Source organism: Tenacibaculum lutimaris (assembly GCF_003610735.1).
GTDB lineage: Bacteria > Bacteroidota > Bacteroidia > Flavobacteriales > Flavobacteriaceae > Polaribacter > Polaribacter lutimaris.
Window position 1 is genome coordinate 179,880 of record NZ_RAQM01000009.1, and the last position, 21,934, is coordinate 201,813.

Here is a 21,934-nt window from a genome sequence, read left to right on the forward strand (position 1 = left end):
CTTCTGTTATATATTTTATTTAATTTGTACGATAGCTTTGCGATCGTAAAAAGCTCCATTTAAATTTGTATTGTACATTTTAATTGCTTCTTCTCTATCTGTTGTTTTAAAAATGTAAACATGCATAAACCCTGTTTTTGGGTCTACAAAATAATCTGCATCTATATCATCATTTCGTAACTCATCTACATTTCTATCAGCTAACGCTTTTTGAGAATTTACATATACACGTAAATAATATCCTGGTTCTACACCTGCCGCCTCCATAGGATACACTTTCGCTGGTGGCTGTGTTTTAGGCTCTTCGTAACTTCTAAGCTCTCCTCCTAAAGTAATTTTCACCACATATACAGGATCTTTAGTAGTCTTTTTAACTTTTATAGTTGAATTATCTTTTTTCTCGTCATTCTTTTCAAACAAACGAGTTTTATCGTTAAAATCGTCTACTTTTTCTTGGGCGTCTTCCTCTTTTGTAAACCTATCTAAGTACACATAGTATAATTTTTTATTTGGCTCAAACACATACTTTGCTTCAATATCTAAACGTTTCCATTTTTCTATTAAGGCTTCTGCATTTTCTTTACTTCTAAACTGGTCTGAAATAACATAATACATAGTACCACCCCCTCCTGAACGCGTTATTGTACTTCTACGCCATGGTTTATTTGATCTTCTTCTTAACGAAGTATCTTTAGCTTCAGTACTATCTTTAATAATTACAGTATTTGTAATTGTTTTTGGTGCTGGTTGATTTTTTAAGATTCGTAACACTTCATCTATCTTCTTATTTAAAATATCAATAGAGTCTTGTGCTTGTTGAATCTCATCTGATAAATCGTTATGTTCCTGATTTTTATATTCTACTTCTTTCTTTGGAGTTCTTTCAGGCAAACTAACTTTTACATTACCAGTTCTTCTTGTTGGACGTTCTCTTGTGTATGATTTTTTACCAAAATTATAAATTAGCCCTACCTCATTTGTTGCGGCAAAGCTACTTTTTTCATAACTAATTCCTATGGCTAAATTTTCTGATAAGTTTATTCCCATTCCTGCAGAAATTCCATAAGTTTTATCATAGCCTGCTTTTATCCAACCTGCTTTGGGTAAATCTACAATAGCACTTCCACCAAAACCAAATTCATCATTCCCTGGCTTTCTTGCTGTTGCTAAAAACCTTACATCTGCTCCTTCAAAAAGACCTTGTGCATAGGTAAACTCATGAGAATACATTAAATGACCTGAAAATGTTTTTTCTCCAAAAGAAGTAATCATTTCACTCTTTTTGAGATTAAAATCTAGTAAGTTTTCGAAAAATACCCCAACATCAAACTTACCTATAGATAATGTAACTGCTGGTTGAAAATTAACCGCTGGATCATCTTGGTAATTATTTAAAAAAGTGTCGTCTGCATCAGTTACTAGAACTTTACCCCAATTTAAACTTCTTCTACTATATAAAAAATTAAAACCAAAGGTTAAATCCATGGTTTCATTTAGTTGTAAACGATGTGCGTAATTTGCAAGGGCTCCAAAATCTTTTACCGATCCAACATCTTGTTGATACACAGCTACACCTGCTCCAACATTTTCTCTCATCTTACCTGAATAGGCAAGCACATATAAACGAGGGTTGTCTTCAAAATCTACATTACTATTTCTTACAATAGCTGAAAGTGAAGTTTTATTTTCGCGCAGAGCTGAAAAAGTAGGAACGGTTAAAAAGCGATTAAACTTCATGAAATTACGAGAGCTAAAACTATTGTATTGCTGTGCATTACTGGAAGTTTGCGCTTGTAAAGCAAACACATTCAGTACTATTATTATAAATAAAGTAATTTTTCTAATCATTCTAACTTTTTAGTGTAAAACAGATATAGTTCCAGCTTTAATCAACTTATCCTCTCTTATTATTTTATAATAAAAGACTTTTTGATTTCCTAAATCCTCTGTAGGCCAATCATTTCTATATTCAGTTGTTTTTAAAATTTCTTTACCGTTTGCATTATACAATATTATAGTCACTAATGGTTGAAACGCATATTTGTTTGATATTTTCCATGTATCATTTTTACCATCTCCGTTAGGAGTTAAGGTATTAGGTACTATAATTTGGTCGTCTTGTTCAACCACTTCTATTGTTCTTTCGACTGAACAATTTCCTACCTTTGCTTTTACTGTATAAAACCCTAAAGAGGTCACTGTTAATTGATCTGTTGTTGACAACAACGTTCCTGAGGTGTTTTCTCCTAAATACCATTCGTAAGACTCTCCTCCTGCTGCTATTACTACTTCAGATCCTCCTTCTTCCATAACAACTTTTTCCGATGGTGTTATTGTTACTGCTGAATCATCAAATGGGATTACGTTTATAGGAGCTAACTCCTTATCACACCCAAAACCAGAGTATCTCAGCACATACTCTCCTACTTCTGTCACCGTTAATGTTTGCGGATCTGTTGGAGTCACATCTTCAGTTCCATCTTTTATCCACTGGTATGTATAACTCGTGTTATAATTATCTATTGTATAGTTGATAAAAGAACCTGCACATAATGAGTTAGAAGGTGAACTAACCACAGGAATCTCTACAAGTTTTACATTAATACCCTCTGAATTACTTTCTGTACCATCATGGCTTACATTTAATGTATACAATCCATTATCAGAAAATGAGTTAACAGTATACTCATTACCTGTTTCTCCTGTAGAGACCCCGTCTTTTCTCCAATCATAACTTAACATTGCTATTTGATCTGCTGTTAAATCATATTCATTTCCATCTTCAGCAACCGCTTTAACCCCAACAACACTCAAGGTAGTATTTGTAATGTTGCACTCTTCATAATCAGTAGCGACTCTTATAGCTACTTTAAAAGAATCGACACCTAACAACACAAATTTTTCTGAATCAACAGCAGCTTCACAAGTGCCTCCTGTACTTTTTTTCACCCTTGCATAATAGTTCCCCGGATCCGTAGCATTCATACAGCTTCCTGTTTTCCCACCCATAGGAACACCATCCGCGTCTTTATACCATTCAATATCAACATCTGTCGAAGTTGCATCATGGTTTATACACAGTTCTTTTGTTTCTCCCGTTAACATAACTCGTCTCAAAGCCCCCTCATTAGTTACCGTATAACCTGCTGCTGTTGGTTGTTGCAAAATAACATCATTTGATCTCGTACTACAAGTTCCTGCTTCGATTTCTAAACGATACGTTCCAAATTGTCCTGTATTCGGTGTAGTGTATGTAGGTTCATTTGAAGATTTTTTTAGCTCATTATCTAAATACCACTTATATGTATATGAAGTATTAGTAATATTAGCTTCAAATGTATGTGATTGATCACTACACACCTCTATTGTTGACGGACCTTTTATTTCTGTATCCGCCCCACTAAGTCCAGACACCGTTAAATATCTCGATTTCGGTCCTCCACACAAACCATAATCAATTACAACATAATATTGTCCTGTTTCTGCTATTGTATATTTTGGTTCTTGAGTCGTTGCTACAAGTTCATCTGTACCACTTTGTACTCGATACCATAAATACTCTCCTATGACATTAGTATCTAAAGCTACTTCTTTAGTTTCTCCATTACACAAGGTAAACTCTTGCCCATTATTAATAGACAATTCTCCTTCTGCAAACATATCATAATAGGCTTCAAATGAAGCTGTCTGTACAGTTTGTACTGGGTTGCTTGTTCTTACACGTATTACATAACTTTTCCCATAAGTTCCTTCTCTTAATTGAAACCCTATGTTTTTTATATTAAACTGTTGATTATAGTTATTTGTTGCAGTACTTGTTAGCACTCTTAGTTCTTTTACTTTACTTGGATCTGAAAAAGATCCATTTTCATCTGAAAGTTCAATTGTAAAAGTATTATCATTTTCAAAAACAGCTCCACTAAAAGTAATGTCTAAAGAATAATTAGTCCCTCCTATTTGATCACAAAGAGCTCTATTAGCAACTCCTCTTAAATCATTAATAACCACACTCTCAAGTACTTGAGCGCTTGAGTTTAAACAAATAAGGAATATTGCTAAAAGTATTAATATGCTTTTAGTTTTTCTTTTCATTTAAGGGATTTTTAGGGGTTGCCAAATTTATAGTTTTTCCAAACAAAAATATAATAAAACCTGTAAAATTAATAGGGAAATATATAAAATCTATTTTTAACAGACAACTAAAGTTTTTTTCTTCAAAAAAAACATCCTTTGTTTATTCCTAAAAAAACATAAACAACTAACTAACAACGTCTTAAAAAAGAGTTATTCTTTCTTAAAATTTCAACACTCTTACCTGTAAAACTATATTAAAAATCTGCCGTATATTTGTTGTTCATTACACTATTATATGACTAAGAAAATAACTATCGCTATTGACGGCTTTTCATCAACAGGAAAAAGCACTATTGCTAAACAATTAGCAAAAGAATTAGGTTATATTTATGTTGATACAGGCGCTATGTATAGAGCAGTTACTTTGTACGCTATGCAACAAAACTATATTTCCGAAACTTTTTTTAACTCTAAAGAGTTGATCGCTGATTTAGACAATATTTCCTTATCTTTTACCTTCAACGAACAACTTGGTTTTGCTGAAATGTTTTTAAATAACGTTAACGTTGAAAAAGAAATTAGAACTATTGAAGTTTCTAAACTAGTAAGTAAAGTTGCTACTATTTCTGATGTGCGAAAAAAACTAGTAAAAGAGCAACAAGAAATGGGAAAAAACAAAGGAATTGTAATGGATGGTCGTGATATTGGAACCGTAGTTTTCCCTAATGCTGAATTAAAATTATTCATGACCGCCTCTGCCGATAAACGTGCCACACGTCGCTACAAAGAACTACTTGATCGTGGTGACAAAGTTAATTATGAAGAAATTTTACTAAATGTACAAGAGCGTGATAGAATTGATTCTACTAGAGAAGATTCTCCTTTAACGAAAGCTGATGATGCTATTGAATTTGACAATTCAGATATGGGACTTAAAGAACAATTTGAGCGTATTATGAGTCTTGTAAACGCAAGAATTTAACACTCATAAAACAACATAAAACATCATTGAACCGTGCAAAATTTTGCACGGTTCTTTTTTGGGTTACTATACATAAAATTGTATATTTCCTACATGAAAATACTAGAAAAAATCCTTAATGTTTCTCAGACACGAGAAGCAGACAAACACACTATTTTAAAAGAAGACATTTCTTCTTTTGCTCTTATGGGACAAGCTTCTCTTGCTTTTGTTAAAGCTATTGAACCTTTATTACAACGTTCACAAAAAATTGCCATTATTGGTGGTTCTGGAAACAATGGAGGTGATGGATTTGCCATAGCTAGAATTTTAAGAAACAAAAAATACAATATACAACCCTTTTTAGTTCAGTTTAAAGATATACTTACACCCGATTGTATTATTAACTATGAAAAACTACATGATACAATTGTTATAAATTCAACTAGCGAAATTCCTGATTTTTCTGAGTATGATGTAATTATTGATGGAATTTTTGGTTTTGGACTTTCAAGACCCATTACAGGTTTTACAAAACAAGTTATTGAAAACATCAACAAAGCTAAAAAAACAGTATATGCCGTTGACGTACCTTCTGGACTTTATTGTGACAAACTACCTGACTCTGAAACCATTGTACAAGCTGATATTGTAGTTAGCTTTCAACGCCCTAAACTTTCTTTCTTTTTTCCTGAAAATGGAAATTATGTAAAAAACTGGAAAACAGTTGATATTGGTTTAGACGAAGAGTTCGTACAACAACAAGACAGCAAACACTTTATTCTTAATGAGAAAATTGTTGATATTCTAACTAATAGACCTCGCCAATCTCATAAAGGAGATTATGGACATACTTTACTGATTGCTGGTTCTTATGGTAAAATGGGAGCCGCAACACTATCTTCTAAAGCTTGCTTACGAAGTGGAACAGGTCTGTTAACTACTTATGTTCCTAAATGTGGATATCAAATTGTTCAATCTTCCATTCCTGAAGCAATGTGTATAACCGATGAGAATGAAGAATTCGTGACCCAACTTCCAGAAATTTCCAAATACGACGTTATCGGAATAGGTCCTGGACTAGATACAAACGAAAAAACAATACGAGTTGTAAAAAAACTACTTTCTGAAAGTAAGAATCCGCTAGTTATTGATGCTGATGCCATCAATATTATTGCGCAAAATGAAGAATTAAAATCGTTACTTCCTAAAAATTCTATTTTAACCCCACATGTTAAAGAGTTTGATAGATTGGTTGGAAACTCTGACACCTCAACGGAACGTTTTCAGAAGCAACTTGAGTTTTCTGCAAAATATCAATGTGTGGTAGTTTTAAAAAATGCGTACACTGTGATTTCTTCTCCTGAAGGAAATTTATATTTCAACACTTCTGGAAACCAAGGAATGGCAACAGGTGGTAGCGGTGATGTACTCACAGGAATCATAACTGGATTATTAGCACAAAACTACACTCCTTTACACGCCGCTTTGTTAGGCGTATTTTTCCACGGAAAAGCAGGTGACGAAGCCGCTTGTAAAAAAGGATACAAAGCATTAATTGCTTCTGATATTATTGATGCTTTACGAATAGAAAAAAATTAATTTTCTTTAGAAAATGTTTGGATTAGTGTTGCTAATAACATCACTAATCCACATCCTAAAGCGTTTAACCACAAATATGGTAGCAAGTCAATATACCAAACTGCTATAATAATTAGCTGTGTGATTATTGCTGCAACAAATACCGCATTTCCTTTTACATATTTTATAAAAAAGGCTAATAAGAATATCCCTAGCACGTTTCCGTAAAAAATAGAACCTATAATATTTACGAGCTGAATTAAATTATCAAATAAATCGGCTATACAAGCTACTAAAATTGCTAAAATCCCCCAACCTAAAGTGAACCATTTTGACATTTTTACATAATGCTCTTCGCTATATTCTATTTTGGTATTTCGTTTGTACAAGTCAATCGCTGTTGTACCTCCTAAAGCGTTTAATTCAGATGCTGTAGAAGACATGGCTGCTGATAAAATTACCGCTAGTAGTAGACCTATTAATCCTTTGGGTAAATTATTTAGAATAAAGTGAATAAACACATAATCTTTATCATTTGTTTCTACTAACGGATCTACTTCTGAAATAATAGTTTTCGCTTCTTCCTTTAGTACTTTATCTTGTTCATTAAATTCTTGAATCTGTGCTACATTCTCAGGAGTTAACCCTTCAAAAATCAATGCTTTTTTTCTTCCTTCAATAAAACGATGTTGCTCTTCTAATTTTACATATTGTTCTATTGTTTCAAGGTTGGAATTTGCTATTGCTTCTCCTGATTTTGGGTTAAAATTTAATGGTGACGGATTAAACTGATAAAATACAAACACCATTACTCCTACTAACAGAATAAAAAACTGCATCGGTACTTTTAACAGCCCATTAAAAATCAATCCTAATTGACTTTCTCTTAATGATTTACCTGATAAATAGCGCTGTACTTGGCTTTGATCAGTTCCGAAGTAAGACAACATTAAAAATGTTCCTCCTAAAATACCTGTCCAAACAGTATAACGGTTATTTAAATCCCAAGAAAAGTCTAGTACTTTCATTTTATCAGAAGTACCTGCAATTTCTAGTGCTTTGGTAAATGTAATATCGTCTGGTAAATATTGTAATATCAAGTAAAAAGCAACAAACATTCCTGCGAAAATTACAGCCATTTGTTGTTTTTGAGTAACACTTACTGCTTTAGTTCCTCCTGAAACGGTGTAAATAATTACCAAAACACCTATTATAATATTTAGCGTAACTAAATCCCAACCTAAAACTGCTGACAAAATAATAGCTGGGGCAAAAATGGTAATTCCTGCAGCTAATCCACGTTGAATTAAAAACAGAATTGCAGTTAAGGTTCGAGTTTTTTGATCGAACCTTCCCTCTAAATATTCGTAAGCTGTGTAAACTTTTAATCGGTGATAAATAGGAATAAACACCAAACAGATAATTACCATTGCTATTGGTAACCCGAAGTAAAACTGTACAAAGCCCATTCCGCTATGAAACGCTTGTCCTGGAGTAGATAAAAAAGTAATGGCACTGGCTTGTGTTGCCATAACCGACAAACCAATCGTCCACCATTTACTTTCGTTTCCTCCTTTTATATAATCTTCAACATTTTTACTTCCTCTGGTTTTCCAAGCTCCATATAAAACAATAAACAATAAGGTTATTGAAAGAACAATCCAATCTACTATTTGCATGGTTTATTTTGTATATATGTTAGTGATTATATAAAATAACACGATGTATACTAAATTAGCCACTAAGACTAACGTGTATTCTTTTTTCCATACATACTTTTTATCCATACTTTGTTTGTTTATTAGTTGATTATTGTTTTGGTTTCTCGTAAAAACTATTGGCTAAAGATGCTTCGTTTAACAAAGGCATTTTAAACTGAATTGGTTCTCTTGCTGGTTCTGTTGGTTGCCCGTTTTCATCTTTAGCATACCAAGTTATGGATTTTGGTAATAACAAACCGTTAACATTTTCCCAATCGTTATATCTTATAATTTTATAAGCATCAGTTGGTTCTTTACTAAAAAAAGTGACCGTATACCCTAACCATGCCATTTGTTTTGTTTCCGGATGGTAAAATATAAAATAATTATCATCTGGTGAAGTTCCAACGTTGGCTTTGTATGAAATTTTTATTCCTGGATAAGTAATTCCTTCAAAAATTAGTGGTTTTGTTTCTGAATATACTATACCATCATCAGCTAATACAAAAGGCATTGCGTAAAAGTAAAAATATAGATTGTAATAAAATTCAGGATTTCCTTTAAACGCTGTTGAATCTTGTTGTTGTAACCACACCTCTTTTCCGTCAAACCCTAAAGAATATTCTGGTGAATTCACTACTATTTTTCGTGAATGTAAATCTGTAGTATGCTCTTCATTTTTTAGTGTGAATGACAATGTTTTCATTTTCTTCCATTGTTCAATTCCTCCATGTTTTTTTAAAACCTCTTCTAAAGCTTTTGGATATTTTAACGTTGCTACTTCTTCCTTTTTACTTGTTTCCTTTTTAACTTCTTTTTTACATGCTATTGAAACAAGAGTTATAGCTATTAGTACTAGTATTTTTTTCATGATAATTGATTTGTTCTAATTGGTCGAAACTGCCACTAAAAATTACAGTAAAAATAAAAAACTCTCTAAAATACATTTAGAGAGTTTGATGTTAACTATAAAAATTGAATGAATTATTCATCCGTTAAGGCTTCTATAAAAGCTATTAGGTCTTTAATTTCTTTTTCTGACAAATTTAATTTATCTAATGGTAACGTTTGATTTGGAACTTTATACCCTAATCCTTGTCCACCACCTTTATTATAAAAATCAACTACTTGTTCTAAGGTTTCATATACCCCATTATGCATATAGGGAGCCGTTTTGGATACATTACGAACGGTAGAAGTTTTGAAAAAGTATTTTCGTTCTTCAGTTTTAAATATATTATAAGCCCCTAGGTCATCATCTAACCCTGTTTCTTCTAAATTTGGAACTCCTATAGACTCTACCTCAGTCTCAGTAAAATTAGGAGGAACTGTTCCGTTAAACACAGGTGGAAAGTGGCAAGTCGCACATTTTGCTTTTCCCATAAAAAGATTAAAACCGTTGATTTCTGAAGTTGTTAAGGTGTTTTCTTTATTATTGATGTTTTTATCAAACTTTGAGCTAAAGTCTCCTAAACTTCTAATGTAATTTGCCATCGCATTTCGAATGTTAAAATCACTTACTTTTCCGTATAAATCGGTAAACGATTTTGTATATACACTATCACTTTTTACAGTTTCTGTCAAATTTTCTAAATTGGTATGAAACTCATTTTTATTTTCAACAACTCCTACAATTTGCCCCTCTAAACTTCCCGCTCTTCCATCATGAAAAAAGGTTTGTTGATACGCAGCATACGATACCGTTGGAGTATTTCTTAACTGTTTCGGAAAAGTTGCTAATCCATCAGTAAAAGCTTTGTCTTTAATATGACAAGTAGCACAGCTCATAACACCATCTTTTGATAGGCTTTTATCATTAAATAACTTTTTTCCTAAAGCTATTTTTTCATCTGACATTGCGTTTTCTAACTGATGATAGTCATTAAAGAAATTAATATTAAATGTTTCTTTAGAAAATAACGAAGTAATATTATTGTTGAACGCCATAGTTAATGGGAATTCTACCTTCCAATCTTTTGCAGTTTTTGCTAACAACTCTAATTGTTTATGTGCATGATTTTTAATAAAATCAAAACGGTTGAATGTAGTAAACTCTCCTTCTTCTAATACTTTTTGAGTTGTTTGTATTTCATTCAACCAATCAGTAAATAAGCTTTCATTTGAAAACTCGTTTTTATATGTATTTATAATAAAAAATAAGGTTTCATAATTCGTCTTAGCCTCAGTCAACGACTGCTCTAACACAGGCGAATCAAAACCCGTTATTCCTACCAAAGCTATGCGAGCAATCTGATCACGTAACAGCCATAGTGTGTGATATTTTTTTAAATACAATGTGTTGTTACCTGCTATTAATTTAAGTCTGTTTGCTGTAGTTTTTACGATGTTATTCACTTCAGAAACATCAACATCATCCTCGTGTAGTAATTCTTCTATAACTTGAAACCCGAAAGGGTTTCTTATTTTAATATCCGTAGCATCTTCCTCTTCAATCTTTAAAATATTAGGAGCATTTAAACTCTTGTAATTTTCTTTATCAACAAAAGCCAAAATAGGTTCAATTAACTTAAATTCCCTCCTTGCTGATTTGTATTTTTTTAGTTTCTCTGAAACCGTTTCAACAGTATTTATTCCTTCTAATAATGCAATACAACTATCGAGATGTTGTGTATAATACTCTTGAACTTTTACCACTAAAGCTTGATTATGAACTTTAGCATAATCTGCTGTTTTTTCTTGTTTACAGCTAATTATAGATACTAGAAAAAGACACATGATAACATGTGCCTTTTTTACTTTTTGAAAAATGTTTGTCATTATCTTTTTAATCCTTGAATCACATATAATTGACTTCCTTCTTTTTCAGTTTCAGCTGCGTTATTTGCTAAAGCATCTGTAAACGCTCCACCATCAGCAGGAACCCATCCGTGGTTTTGAGTAATTAATAAGAAAGTGTCGCTTACTCCGATAGTTTCAGAAATATCAATCATACCTGTAATTTCCCAAGCACTCTCTTGATAAGAAGCTCCGTATCCTAAAGCTGTAGCTGCTACTTGATCACATTCTAATACTTTTTTAACTTCTCCTGTGTTTAAGTTATATTGATATAAACTTGCTGCATGGTCTTTCTCTCCATCAAAATATCCATTAGGATCTTCTTGAATATATGCATAGTTCTCAGTTACTACAATGTTATCTGGACTATGGAAAGCACTTGCTTTACCACCTAACTTATCTCCATCTAATACACAAGTAATTTTAGCTGCTCCTGTAGGATCATTTTCATTTAACTCTACCTTATATACACGTCCGTAGATAGTTCCTTTTCCTACTAAACCATCTTTTTTACGACCTGTAACACAAAAATAAATTTCACGATTGTTTTTAGCAGAACCTCTTCTCCAGTCGATATCTTCTAAGCGAGAGAATCCCATTACTCCTTTTTCTTTTGCTTCAGCATCTAATAAATCGATATTCTTTTCAGTTAATTCAACAAAAGTAGCGTTGTAAGTTTGACCTTCTGCCATATCCATTTCATAAGTAACTCCTTCATCAGTAACTTTTAACCCGTATAATTTACCTCCGTTTAAGTCTCCTCTGTTACCAACGTACATTCCTAATTGACCAGAAGGAACTTCGTTATCAGAGTGATCATCTCCAATAAATAAAACAGTTTTATCTGTATAAGCATCTTTACCTATTACTACTGCATTTTCTGTAGACCATTGCCCCATTGCAGTTAACATGTTTGGAGTACCTGCCGCTGAAGCTTCTTTAAAAGGATCGGTAGCAAAAACACCTTTAGATGCTCCACCCCATTCACCTCCTGATAAGTATAATGGTCCAAAACCATGCTCTTCCATAGTTACCAAAGAACCAGAACATTGAGCTGTACTTGCAGTTGCGTTTGCATTTAAAATATATTCACCATGAACTGGTTTAAAAGTCTTATCTAACTTGATACGAGCGATTGAATAATCTGCTTCAATATTATTGATTAATGTAAACGTTCCGTCTGAATTTCTCATTAACCCTGCTCCATCAGCCATAGAACCATACACAAAGTTTGGAGTTTCTTCTAATGCATCTTCTGAAGATAATAATGGGTAAACTTTTACTCCTGAAAACTCAGATTCTAATTTTAAAAAATTAGGCGTTTTAGAATGCGCTGTTAACTCAATTGATTCTCCATTTTCTGGTGTATTAGACCCACTTTCAGAATCACAAGATGTTAATGTAGCTACTGTACAAACACCTAAAAATCCTAATTTCAATAAATTTTTCATTGTTAAATTTTATTTTAGTTTTTATAGGCGCAAATCAACAACACTAACTTTAAGAATATTTTAGCCCCAGTTTAAATCTACCTCAACAAAACGTTAACAGCTTTAACAAATCTTTAACTAATTTCGACACTAAACATCTAAACAAAAGAAAACCAACACATTAAAAAATGTATTGGCTTTAAAATTTTACTGTTTATTTATTTTCTACAACTAAAGTCTTTCTTTTATAATGTTTTGCACAACCTCTGGGTTTAAGAGCGTAGATACATCTCCTAAATTATCTAATTCGTTGTGTGCTATTTTACGTAGAATACGTCTCATTATTTTTCCTGAACGCGTTTTAGGTAATCCTTCAACAAATTGAATTTTATCTAATTTTGCTATCGGACCAATATGTTCAGTTATTATTTGATTTATTTCTTTTCGAAGATTGTCTTGATTTCTTTCTTCTCCTGTTTCTTTTAAAATCACATAACCGTACAACGCATTTCCCTTAACATCATGAGGGAAACCTACAATAGCACTTTCTGCTACTGCTGGATGTTCATTTACAGAATCTTCAATAGGAGCGGTTCCTAAATTATGACCTGAAACAATGATTACATCATCTACACGACCTGTAATTCGATAATAGCCTACTTCATCACGTAGCGCTCCATCTCCTGTAAAATACATATTATCATACGCAGAGAAATAAGTTTCTTTATAACGTTGGTGATTTCCCCAAATGGATCTTGCCATAGAAGGCCAAGGATACTTTACACACAAACGACCATCTACCTGATTTCCTTTAATCTCTTTTCCGTTTTCATCAATTAAAGCCAATTGAATTCCTGGAAGTGGTAAAGTAGCATACGTTGGTTTAGTTGGTGTTAAATACGGTAATGGTGAAATCATAATTCCTCCTGTTTCTGTTTGCCACCAAGTATCTACAATTGGATTTTTCTTTTTCCCTACATTATCATTATACCAATGCCAAGCTTCTTCATTAATTGGCTCTCCTACCGTACCTAATACTTTTAATGATGATAAATCGTGGCTATCTACAAAATCTAAGTTCTCTTTTGCTAAAGCTCTAATAGCCGTAGGTGCTGTATAAAACTGAGTTATTTTGTGCTTTTCAACTATCTCCCAAAAACGACCAAAATCTGGGTAACTAGGAACACCCTCAAACATTACTGTTGTAGCACCATTAGCTAACGGACCATATACAATATAACTATGCCCTGTAATCCAACCAATATCTGCCGTACACCAATAAATATCATTTTCTTTATAATTGAATACATTTTTAAACGTGTATGCTGTATACACCATGTACCCCGCTGTGGTATGCAACATTCCTTTAGGACTTCCTGTTGAACCAGATGTGTACAAAATAAACAATGGGTCTTCAGCATCCATAATTTCAGGAACACAGTCTTGATAAGCTTCTTCTAATAAAGGCTGCAACCATTTATCACGACCTTCCTTTAATTCAATATCTGAATGAATTCGTTTAGCTACCAACACTGTTTCTATTGATGAACAACTTTCTAATGCTTCATCTACAATACTTTTTAAATCAATTGTTTTAGCTCCTCTGTAAGAACCATCGGAAGTAATTACCATTTTTGCTTCACAATCGTTAATTCTTGTTGCTAAGGCTGTAGATGAGAATCCTGCAAACACTACAGAATGTACCGCTCCTATTCGGGCACAAGCTAAAATAGAAATTGCCAACTCAGGAATCATTGGTAAATAAATACAAACTCTATCTCCCTTTTTTATCCCTTGTTCTTTTAACACATTAGCAAACTTACAAACACGTTTGTGTAATTCCTTGTAAGAAATATGTTCTGCTTCTTCATCTGGGTTATTAGGTTCAAATAAAATAGCTGTTTTATCTCCTCTAATATGTATGTGACGATCTATACAGTTTTCTGTAATATTTAGTTTTGCTCCTTCAAACCATTTAAACTCGGGTTTTGAAAAATCGTACTCTAAAACGGTATCCCATTTTTTTCTCCAAACGAAATGCTCTTCTGCTATTTCCTCCCAAAATAACTCTGGGTTTCTTACTGACTTTCTATATAATTGAAAATATTCTTCTAATGTTTTTACGTGGTAGTTACTCATTCTTATACACCTTTTTATTTTAGCTTAAGCCACTAAAATAAATCATTTTTAATTGTTTATCAACTTATTAATTCCTTCTTCTTAAAACATAAACTAATCTTCATCATTTTGCAATAAGCGAGAATGCACAATAAAACGAACTCCTAAAGGTATTTCTAATGAGAAACTAGACCCCCTACCTTCGGTTATATCTATTGTTAAATGAGTATGTTTCCAATATTCATATTGGTCTTTATTCATATAAAAAGGGACTTCTTCTAACACTCCTAATAAAACATCACTTTCATCTAAATACATTTCATCCTTAGGAAAAATCATTGGTGATGAACCATCACAACAACCTCCACTTTGATGAAAAATTAAATCTCCATGTTCTTTTTTTAGTTTTTCAACTATCGCTTTTGCCGCATCTGTTATTGCTACTCTTTCCATCTTTTTTAATTATAAAATACTGAGCTTTTTCAAGCTCAGTATTTTCAAACAACTAAAAGAACCCTAACTTGTTTTTATCGTACGATATCAACATGTTTTTAGTCTGACGATAGTGGTCCATCATCATTAAGTGGGTCTCTCTACCAAATCCTGATTTTTTGTACCCTCCAAATGGCGCATGTGCAGGGTATGCATGGTAACAGTTTACCCAAACTCTACCTGCTTTAATTGCTCTTGGAATTTGATACAACTGATGCGCATCACGTGTCCAAACTCCTGCTCCTAATCCGTACATTGTGTCATTCGCTATTTCTAAAGCTTCTGCTTCATCTTTAAACTTTGTAACACAAACTACGGGTCCGAAAATCTCTTCTTGGAACACACGCATCTTATTATGCCCTTCTAAAATAGTTGGCTTAATGTAAAAACCATTTGCTAAATCTCCTTCTAACTTATTAGCTTCTCCACCACACAATACTTTCGCTCCTTCTTCTTTTCCTATTTTTATATATGCTTGAATTTTTTCGTATTGATCGTTAGATGCTTGTGCACCAACCATTGTATTAACATCGTATGGACTGTTTTGTACGATAGCTTTTGTTCTTGCTACCACACGTTCCATAAACTTATCATAAATATCTTCTTGTACTAAAATACGTGATGGACAGGTACATACTTCTCCCTGATTAAAAGCAAATAACACCGCTCCTTCAATTGCTTTATCTAAAAATGCATCATCTTCATCCATTACACTATTAAAGAAGATATTTGGAGACTTTCCTCCTAACTCCATCGTAACAGGGTTTAAGTTTTTAGAAGCATATTGCATAATCAACTGTCCTGTAGTAGTTTCTCCTGTAAAGGCTACTTTATCTATTCTTGGACTCGATGCTAATGGTTTTCCTGCTTCAGGTCCAAAACCGTGCACTACGTTTAAAACTCCTGGAGGAAAAACACCTGCTATTTTTTCCATTAATAATGTTGCAGATGATGGTGTTTGTTCTGCTGGTTTTAACACCACACAGTTTCCTGTTGCTAATGCAGGAGGCAACTTCCACGATAACATTAAAAGAGGGAAATTCCAAGGAATAATTTGTCCTACAACCCCTAATGGCTCTTTAATGTTCATTGATAATGTATTTTGATCAAGCTCTGTAGCACTACCTTCTTCTGCTCTAATAGCAGCAGCAAAATAACGCCAATGATCTACCGCCAAAGGAACATCTGCATTTAAGGTTTCTCTTATAGGTTTCCCATTATCACAAGTTTCTACTAGTGCAAATTCTTCTAAATTCGCTTCAATAATGTCCGCTACTTTATTTAATAATGAAGCTCTTTCTGCAGCAGAAGTATTTCCCCAACTCTCTTTAGCAGCATTTGCAGCATCTAAAGCTAATTCTACATCTTCTTTTTGTGATCTTGGATATTTTGCGATGATGCTATTATCTATTGGAGATCTATTTTCAAAATATTCTCCTCCTAACGGAGCTACAAACTCTCCATTAATAAAATTAGCATACGTGTCTTTAAACTTTGGTTTAGTATAACTCATAAACTTTGTATTTTTGTGTTTTATTTGAATTTAGCTAACGAAATAACACTTCCTTAATTAATTGCATATAAAAATGAATATTTCGTAATTTTGGTAAAATTATAATATCAGATAACTAATACATTGAACATATTTATTAAATTGTAACACATATCTATTATTCCCCAAAAAACACAAATAGAATTTTGTACTATTGATTATGAATCATTTATTAAGTCGCCATAAAGAAAGCCGAAAACTCACTACTTTAGTTGAAAACAGAACTACGTATAACGCCGAATATGCTGAGTTGAACATTTTTGAAACTCACAAACATGCTGAACAAGTTTCGTTAACTTTTGACTTTCCTGTGATTGCAAGTATGCTAACAGGAAAAAAAATAATGCATTTAGAAGGAATGGATCCTTTTGATTTTTTCCCTGGTGAATCTGTAGTAATGCCAAAAAACAAAGAAATGATTATTGATTTTCCTTTAGCAGATAAAAACAATCCTACTCAGTGTTTAGCTTTAGGAATTGATTCGCATAAAATTGATGAAATTGTAGAAAAATTCAATCATAATGTAGCTATAGAGAGAGAAAATAACAACTGGAGCTTGAATGATAATTCGTCACATTTGGTTCATAATACGGATATTAATCATTTAGTTGGACGTTTAGTACACACTTTTACTGACCAAAATAAATCTAAAGACATTTTATTGGATCTTATGATTCAAGAATTAATTGTTAGACTTTTACAAACTAAGGCTAAAGCTTTTATTTTAAATGATTCTACCGATACGTTTTCTGATACTCGAATAGGTATGGTTATTAAATTTATAAAAAACAACCTTACTAATAAAGATATTACAGTTGAGCTTTTAGCTGAAAAAGCTTGTATGAGTACTTCTCATTTTCATAAAAAGTTTAAAAACACCTTAGGAATCTCTCCTATTGATTATATCAATTCTGAAAAAATCAAATTTTCTAAGAAACTGATAAAACAATCTAAAAACCTACGAATCTCTGAAATAGCTTACAAATCTGGTTTTAATAACATTAGCTATTTTAACAGACAGTTTAAAAAAATGGAGATGATTACTCCTCAACAGTTTAAAAAGTCTTTTCTAAAAGAGTAAATCATCAACTTTTTTCAAAAAACTTTTATAGTTACATTTGTTTAATATGATGATATCTCTTTTTTTAGATGTTTTAAGCACTAATTGGTACATAATTTTACTTTTTTTTATCGTAGCTATTCTATACTCCTCTGTCGGGTTTGGCGGAGGTTCTAGTTACTTAGCTGTTTTAGCGCTTACAGGATTACTTTTTACACAAATAAGAGCTACAGCTTTACTTTGTAATGTGATGGTTGTTACCGGAAATGTTTTACTATACACACAACAAAAACAATATAACTGGAAAAAGGTTATTCCACTCACTTTGTTTAGTATCCCTTTAGCATTTTTAGGTGGCTATTTAAGAATAAGTCAAACATTTTTCTTTATTCTTTTAGGTTTTACACTACTTTTTGCTGCTATTACCATGTGGATTTCTAACAAAGTAGTTACCAATAATAGTAAAACTAAAGATTTAAACTTAGCTAAAAATGCGGGTTATGGTGGAGTAATTGGTTTTATTTCTGGAATGGTTGGTATTGGTGGTGGTATTTTCTTAGCTCCGTTACTTCATTTAACCAATTGGGACACTCCTAAAAAAATAGCAGCAACTGCTAGCTTTTTTATTTTGGTAAACTCTATATCTGGCTTGATAGGTCAATACACAAACCCTGAGTTTTATATTGATTGGAAACTTACTTCTATTTTATTAATTACCGTTTTTATTGGCGGACAAATTGGTAGCAGAATGAGCAATCAGCTCTTTACTCCTACTCAATTAAAAAAGGCAACCGCTATTTTGATTGCCTTTGTAAGTATTCGGATTTTAATTAAGTATTTATTCTAATTATTGCCTTACCCCTTTCATTTCTCTTCCTCCTTGATACAATGTTAACGCTGTAATTATTCCATTTTCATTCCCATGAAATTCTATACTCGCTTCCACTACTTTTAAAAAGAATTTTGTTTGAGTTTCTGCAAATAATTCAAATTGTGATTGCCCTGTAGCTTGAGCAAATAATTGGTTTCCTTTAGAAGTTACTGTAATTATAAACCCTGGTTGCAACTCATATTTACCCTCATATCCTTTTAAAACTTCTGGAGCTACCGAAATTTCTTTCCTCTCCTTTGGTGCTTCTTTATCTGTAAAAACACCTATTTCTTTATTAATTCTGTTTTGAAAAACAGCTGTTTTCTTTCCTTTTTTTTCTGAAAACTTGTACGTGTAAAATCCATCTTCAAAAGAAAATTCATTAGATGAAGTTGGATACATTTTAAAACTACTTGAACTACCTTCTCTTTGACTATACAATTGATTATCTTTTAAACTAATGAAACGAATCGCCCCATCTTCAAACTCATAAGCGCCTACCCATTTATTTAATTCTTCTTTTGATATAGAAAAATTACTATCGGCTACAGAAAAAGGTTTATTAATAGCCAAAGCCGCAATTTTTATAGCCAATGCTGTTGGTGATTTACACCCACAATTAGAAAATACAATTACATACACATCTTCACTTGGAACATACACTCCCATAGATTTATATCCAGGAATTGAGCCACCGTGTTCCAAAGTTGGTACTCCATTTATTTCGTTAAAACTCCAACCATATCCATAATTTATTTTTTTACCATTATTCAGTGTGTAATTGGTAAACGCTTTATCAATTGTTTCTTTTTTTACTAATGTGTTATTACGAATGGCTGTTTGCCACTTTAACATATCATCTACATTTGACATTATTGAACCTGCTGCATAAGGTAATGTCATACTTATATATTGGGCATTTGAATATTCTCCATTTCTCATTCGATAACCTGCTGCTCTATTCTTAATCAGTTTGGAACGACTTCCATAATAAGAAGAATTCATATTTAATTTCTTAAAAATTCGAGTTTCAACAAACTCTGGATAACTCATTCCGCTAGTTTTTTCTATAATATATCCTAAAATAAAATACCCTGAATTGTTATATAAATACTTTTCTCCTGGATCAAAATCCATTGGTTCATTTTTAAAGAAATCTATAAATTTTAAAGGCTCCATATCTTTTGTTGTTACTTCACCAAACTTTTGCATTGATGTATAACTTTTAATTCCTGAAGTATGAGTTAATAAGTGGTGTATTGTTATTCGTTTTCCTTTTGTAGGGTAATCAGGTATATATTTTGTAATGTCATCTTCTAAACTTAGTTTACCTTCTTCTAACAGCATTAATATTGAAACTGATGTAAATTGTTTTGTTATTGAACCTACTTCAAAAACATTTTCTGGCTTCATGTTTACATCTAACTCTATATTAGCTTTCCCAAAAGCTTTTCTGTAAATAACATTTCCTTTTTTTGCAACCAAAGCTACTGCTCCGGTTTCATTATTTTTGAATTTCGATTGTAAAACTTCATCTATTTTTAATTCTAAATTCTGAGCTAATATCACGTTTGTTAAAAACAGACACAAAAAGAAAACAAATGCTTTTTTAATTTGGTTTAGTGTTTTCATTATTCATTTTTTTGATTAGTATACTCATACGACGATAGATAAAAAAATAAGTTACAGATTTTTCATTTAAAACAAAAAAGCAACGCGTACACGTTGCTTTTGTATCCTCTAAAAAATAGATGAGTAGTTCCTAGCCTAACCAAGCATTCATCATCCATATCGTTTTTTCTTGTTCTGCAATAAAATCACTCATCATTGAGTTTGTACCTTCATCTTCAGCTTCGTCAGACAAATCAAGAATTGTACGTTCTATTTTTAATAATTCAGACAATGAGCTAATAATTAGTTTAACTGCTTCAACATCGTTTGAAATATTTTTCCCTACAGGAACTTTTGATACACTTGTATAATCATCAAAAGTATGTAAAGGTGTACCTTGAAGTGTTAAAATACGCTCTGCTATTAAATCTACTTTTTCCTGTGCATCTGTATAAAACTCTTCAAACTTCATATGTAATTCAAAAAAGTTTTTTCCTTTAATATTCCAGTGTAAACCTCTTGCATTTTGATAATATACTTGAAAGTTAGCTAACAAAGTATTTAACTCATTTACTAAAGTTGTTGTTTTCTGCTTGTCTAACCCTAAAATTGTAGTCGTCATAGTGTATTGATTTTAAGTTTTTTACTTTTTCTATTACAAATTTAGCGTAACTTTTCATGCTTTAACTATAAAGGTTATTGATTGTTTTAATATCTTTATCGAAAATTATTATACAAATGACTATAACGCAATTAAAATATACACTTGCTGTTGCTGAATATAAAAACTTTACGATTGCTGCAGAGCATTGCTTTGTAACTCAACCAACACTTAGTATGCAAATTCAAAAGTTGGAAGAAGAATTAGATGCTAAAATTTTTAATCGCTCAAAAAAACCTATAGAATTAACAGAAGTAGGAAAACGTATTGTAGAACAAGCTAAAGTTATTGTTGATGAAAGTAATCGTATTATAGATATTGTTCATCAACAAAAAGGATATATTGGAGGAGAGTTTAGAGTAGGAATCATCCCTACTATTATGCCTACGTTACTTCCTATGTTTTTAAAAACTTTCAGCAAAAACTATCCTAAAGTTAAATTAATTATTGAAGAGTTAACTACTGAAGAAATTGTTAGAAAGTTAATGGATGGTTATATCGATGCTGCTATCGCTGCTACTCCACTAGAAAATGAAGCTATTAAAGAACGTGTTTTATATTATGAGCCGTTTGTTGGTTTAGTTCCTAGTGAACATCGTTTATTCAATCAAAAGAAATTAAAAATTGACGATTTAGAGGTTGATGATATTTTACTATTAGAAGATGGACATTGTTTTAAAGACAGTGTAATTAACCTTTGTAGAACAAATAAAAGAAGTGCTACACATCACTTTCAGTTAGAAAGTGGAAGTTTTGATACACTCATTAAGCTATCTAAAGATGGGCTAGGAATGACCTTACTTCCCTATTTAAACACTTTAGATTTAAATGATAGAGACAAAGCTCATTTAAGAGAATTTGAAACTCCACCACCTGCTCGTGAAGTAAGTTTAATTTATCATAAATCACAGTTAAAAATGCAATTGATAGAAGCTTTAAAAACTACAATTGATAGTGTTATTAGAGGTGCTATTGCTTTTAGTGATGTAGAAATTATAAGTCCTCTTCAGAAAAAATAAGAGTAATA

16 protein-coding genes are annotated in these 21,934 nt (G+C 32.1%); 5 read left to right on the forward strand and 11 right to left on the reverse strand.

Features of this window, described 5'->3' with window-relative positions; all coding sequences use genetic code 11:
• Positions 1-15: 15 nt before the first annotated feature.
• Together C8N26_RS09225 and C8N26_RS09230 are read right to left on the reverse strand one after the other, a co-directional pair.
• Positions 16-1,848 carry a PorP/SprF family type IX secretion system membrane protein gene (locus C8N26_RS09225; protein ID WP_120187032.1) on the reverse strand — a complete coding sequence of 611 codons (1,833 nt, stop codon included), beginning with the start codon at positions 1,846-1,848 and terminating at the stop codon, positions 16-18.
• Between the two features lie 9 nt (positions 1,849-1,857).
• Positions 1,858-4,092 (reverse strand): T9SS type B sorting domain-containing protein, encoded by a 2,235-nt coding sequence (locus C8N26_RS09230; protein ID WP_120187033.1) that lies wholly within the window; start codon positions 4,090-4,092, stop codon positions 1,858-1,860.
• Between the two features lie 277 nt (positions 4,093-4,369).
• Between C8N26_RS09230 and cmk the strand changes: the two genes are divergently transcribed.
• The gene (cmk, locus tag C8N26_RS09235; protein WP_120187034.1) at positions 4,370-5,056 is read left to right on the forward strand and encodes a (d)CMP kinase; all 687 of its coding nucleotides are present in this window, start codon (positions 4,370-4,372) and stop codon (positions 5,054-5,056) included.
• A 93-nt stretch (positions 5,057-5,149) separates the two neighbouring features.
• On the forward strand, positions 5,150-6,637 hold the full coding sequence (locus tag C8N26_RS09240) for an NAD(P)H-hydrate dehydratase (RefSeq protein ID WP_120187035.1): 1,488 nt from the start codon (positions 5,150-5,152) through the stop codon (positions 6,635-6,637).
• Here the strand turns inward: C8N26_RS09240 and C8N26_RS09245 are convergent.
• From C8N26_RS09245 to C8N26_RS09275, 7 genes are all read right to left on the reverse strand, one after another.
• Positions 6,634-8,295 (reverse strand): sodium:solute symporter, encoded by a 1,662-nt coding sequence (locus C8N26_RS09245; protein WP_120187036.1) that lies wholly within the window; start codon positions 8,293-8,295, stop codon positions 6,634-6,636. The genes C8N26_RS09240 and C8N26_RS09245 overlap by 4 nt on opposite strands.
• A 130-nt stretch (positions 8,296-8,425) precedes the next feature.
• On the reverse strand, positions 8,426-9,187 hold the full coding sequence (locus tag C8N26_RS09250; protein ID WP_120187037.1) for a DUF6503 family protein: 762 nt from the start codon (positions 9,185-9,187) through the stop codon (positions 8,426-8,428).
• 113 nt (positions 9,188-9,300) lie between these two features.
• On the reverse strand, positions 9,301-11,094 hold the full coding sequence (locus C8N26_RS09255) for a cytochrome-c peroxidase (RefSeq protein ID WP_245962550.1): 1,794 nt from the start codon (positions 11,092-11,094) through the stop codon (positions 9,301-9,303).
• On the reverse strand, positions 11,094-12,563 hold the full coding sequence (locus C8N26_RS09260; protein WP_120187038.1) for an alkaline phosphatase PhoX: 1,470 nt from the start codon (positions 12,561-12,563) through the stop codon (positions 11,094-11,096). Before C8N26_RS09260 ends, C8N26_RS09255 begins: the two co-directional genes overlap by 1 nt.
• Before the next feature lie 210 nt (positions 12,564-12,773).
• A complete protein-coding gene (gene acs, locus C8N26_RS09265; RefSeq protein WP_120187039.1) occupies positions 12,774-14,681 on the reverse strand; it encodes an acetate--CoA ligase in 1,908 nt (635 codons plus the stop codon).
• Between the two features lie 93 nt (positions 14,682-14,774).
• Positions 14,775-15,113, reverse strand: a complete 339-nt coding sequence (locus C8N26_RS09270) for a DUF779 domain-containing protein (RefSeq protein WP_120187040.1) — start codon at positions 15,111-15,113, stop codon at positions 14,775-14,777.
• A gap of 52 nt (positions 15,114-15,165) precedes the next feature.
• Complete coding sequence (locus C8N26_RS09275; protein ID WP_120187041.1) at positions 15,166-16,665, reverse strand: aldehyde dehydrogenase family protein; 1,500 nt, start codon at positions 16,663-16,665, stop codon at positions 15,166-15,168.
• Between the two features lie 199 nt (positions 16,666-16,864).
• Between C8N26_RS09275 and C8N26_RS09280 the strand changes: the two genes are divergently transcribed.
• Entirely contained in the window at positions 16,865-17,785 is a 921-nt protein-coding gene (locus C8N26_RS09280) for an AraC family transcriptional regulator (protein ID WP_120187042.1), read from the forward strand.
• Positions 17,786-17,831: 46 nt separating this feature from the next.
• A complete protein-coding gene (locus tag C8N26_RS09285; protein ID WP_120187043.1) occupies positions 17,832-18,611 on the forward strand; it encodes a sulfite exporter TauE/SafE family protein in 780 nt (259 codons plus the stop codon).
• Here the strand turns inward: C8N26_RS09285 and C8N26_RS09290 are convergent, their stop codons facing one another.
• Entirely contained in the window at positions 18,612-20,267 is a 1,656-nt protein-coding gene (locus tag C8N26_RS09290) for a serine hydrolase (protein WP_120187044.1), read from the reverse strand.
• Positions 20,268-20,397: 130 nt separating this feature from the next.
• Positions 20,398-20,868 (reverse strand): Dps family protein, encoded by a 471-nt coding sequence (locus C8N26_RS09295; RefSeq protein ID WP_028890999.1) that lies wholly within the window; start codon positions 20,866-20,868, stop codon positions 20,398-20,400.
• A gap of 116 nt (positions 20,869-20,984) precedes the next feature.
• On the opposite strand from C8N26_RS09295, the gene C8N26_RS09300 reads away from it, so the two are divergent.
• Positions 20,985-21,926: a hydrogen peroxide-inducible genes activator gene (locus C8N26_RS09300; protein ID WP_120187045.1), complete on the forward strand. Its 942-nt coding sequence runs from the start codon at positions 20,985-20,987 to the stop codon at positions 21,924-21,926.
• Positions 21,927-21,934 lie beyond the last annotated feature (8 nt).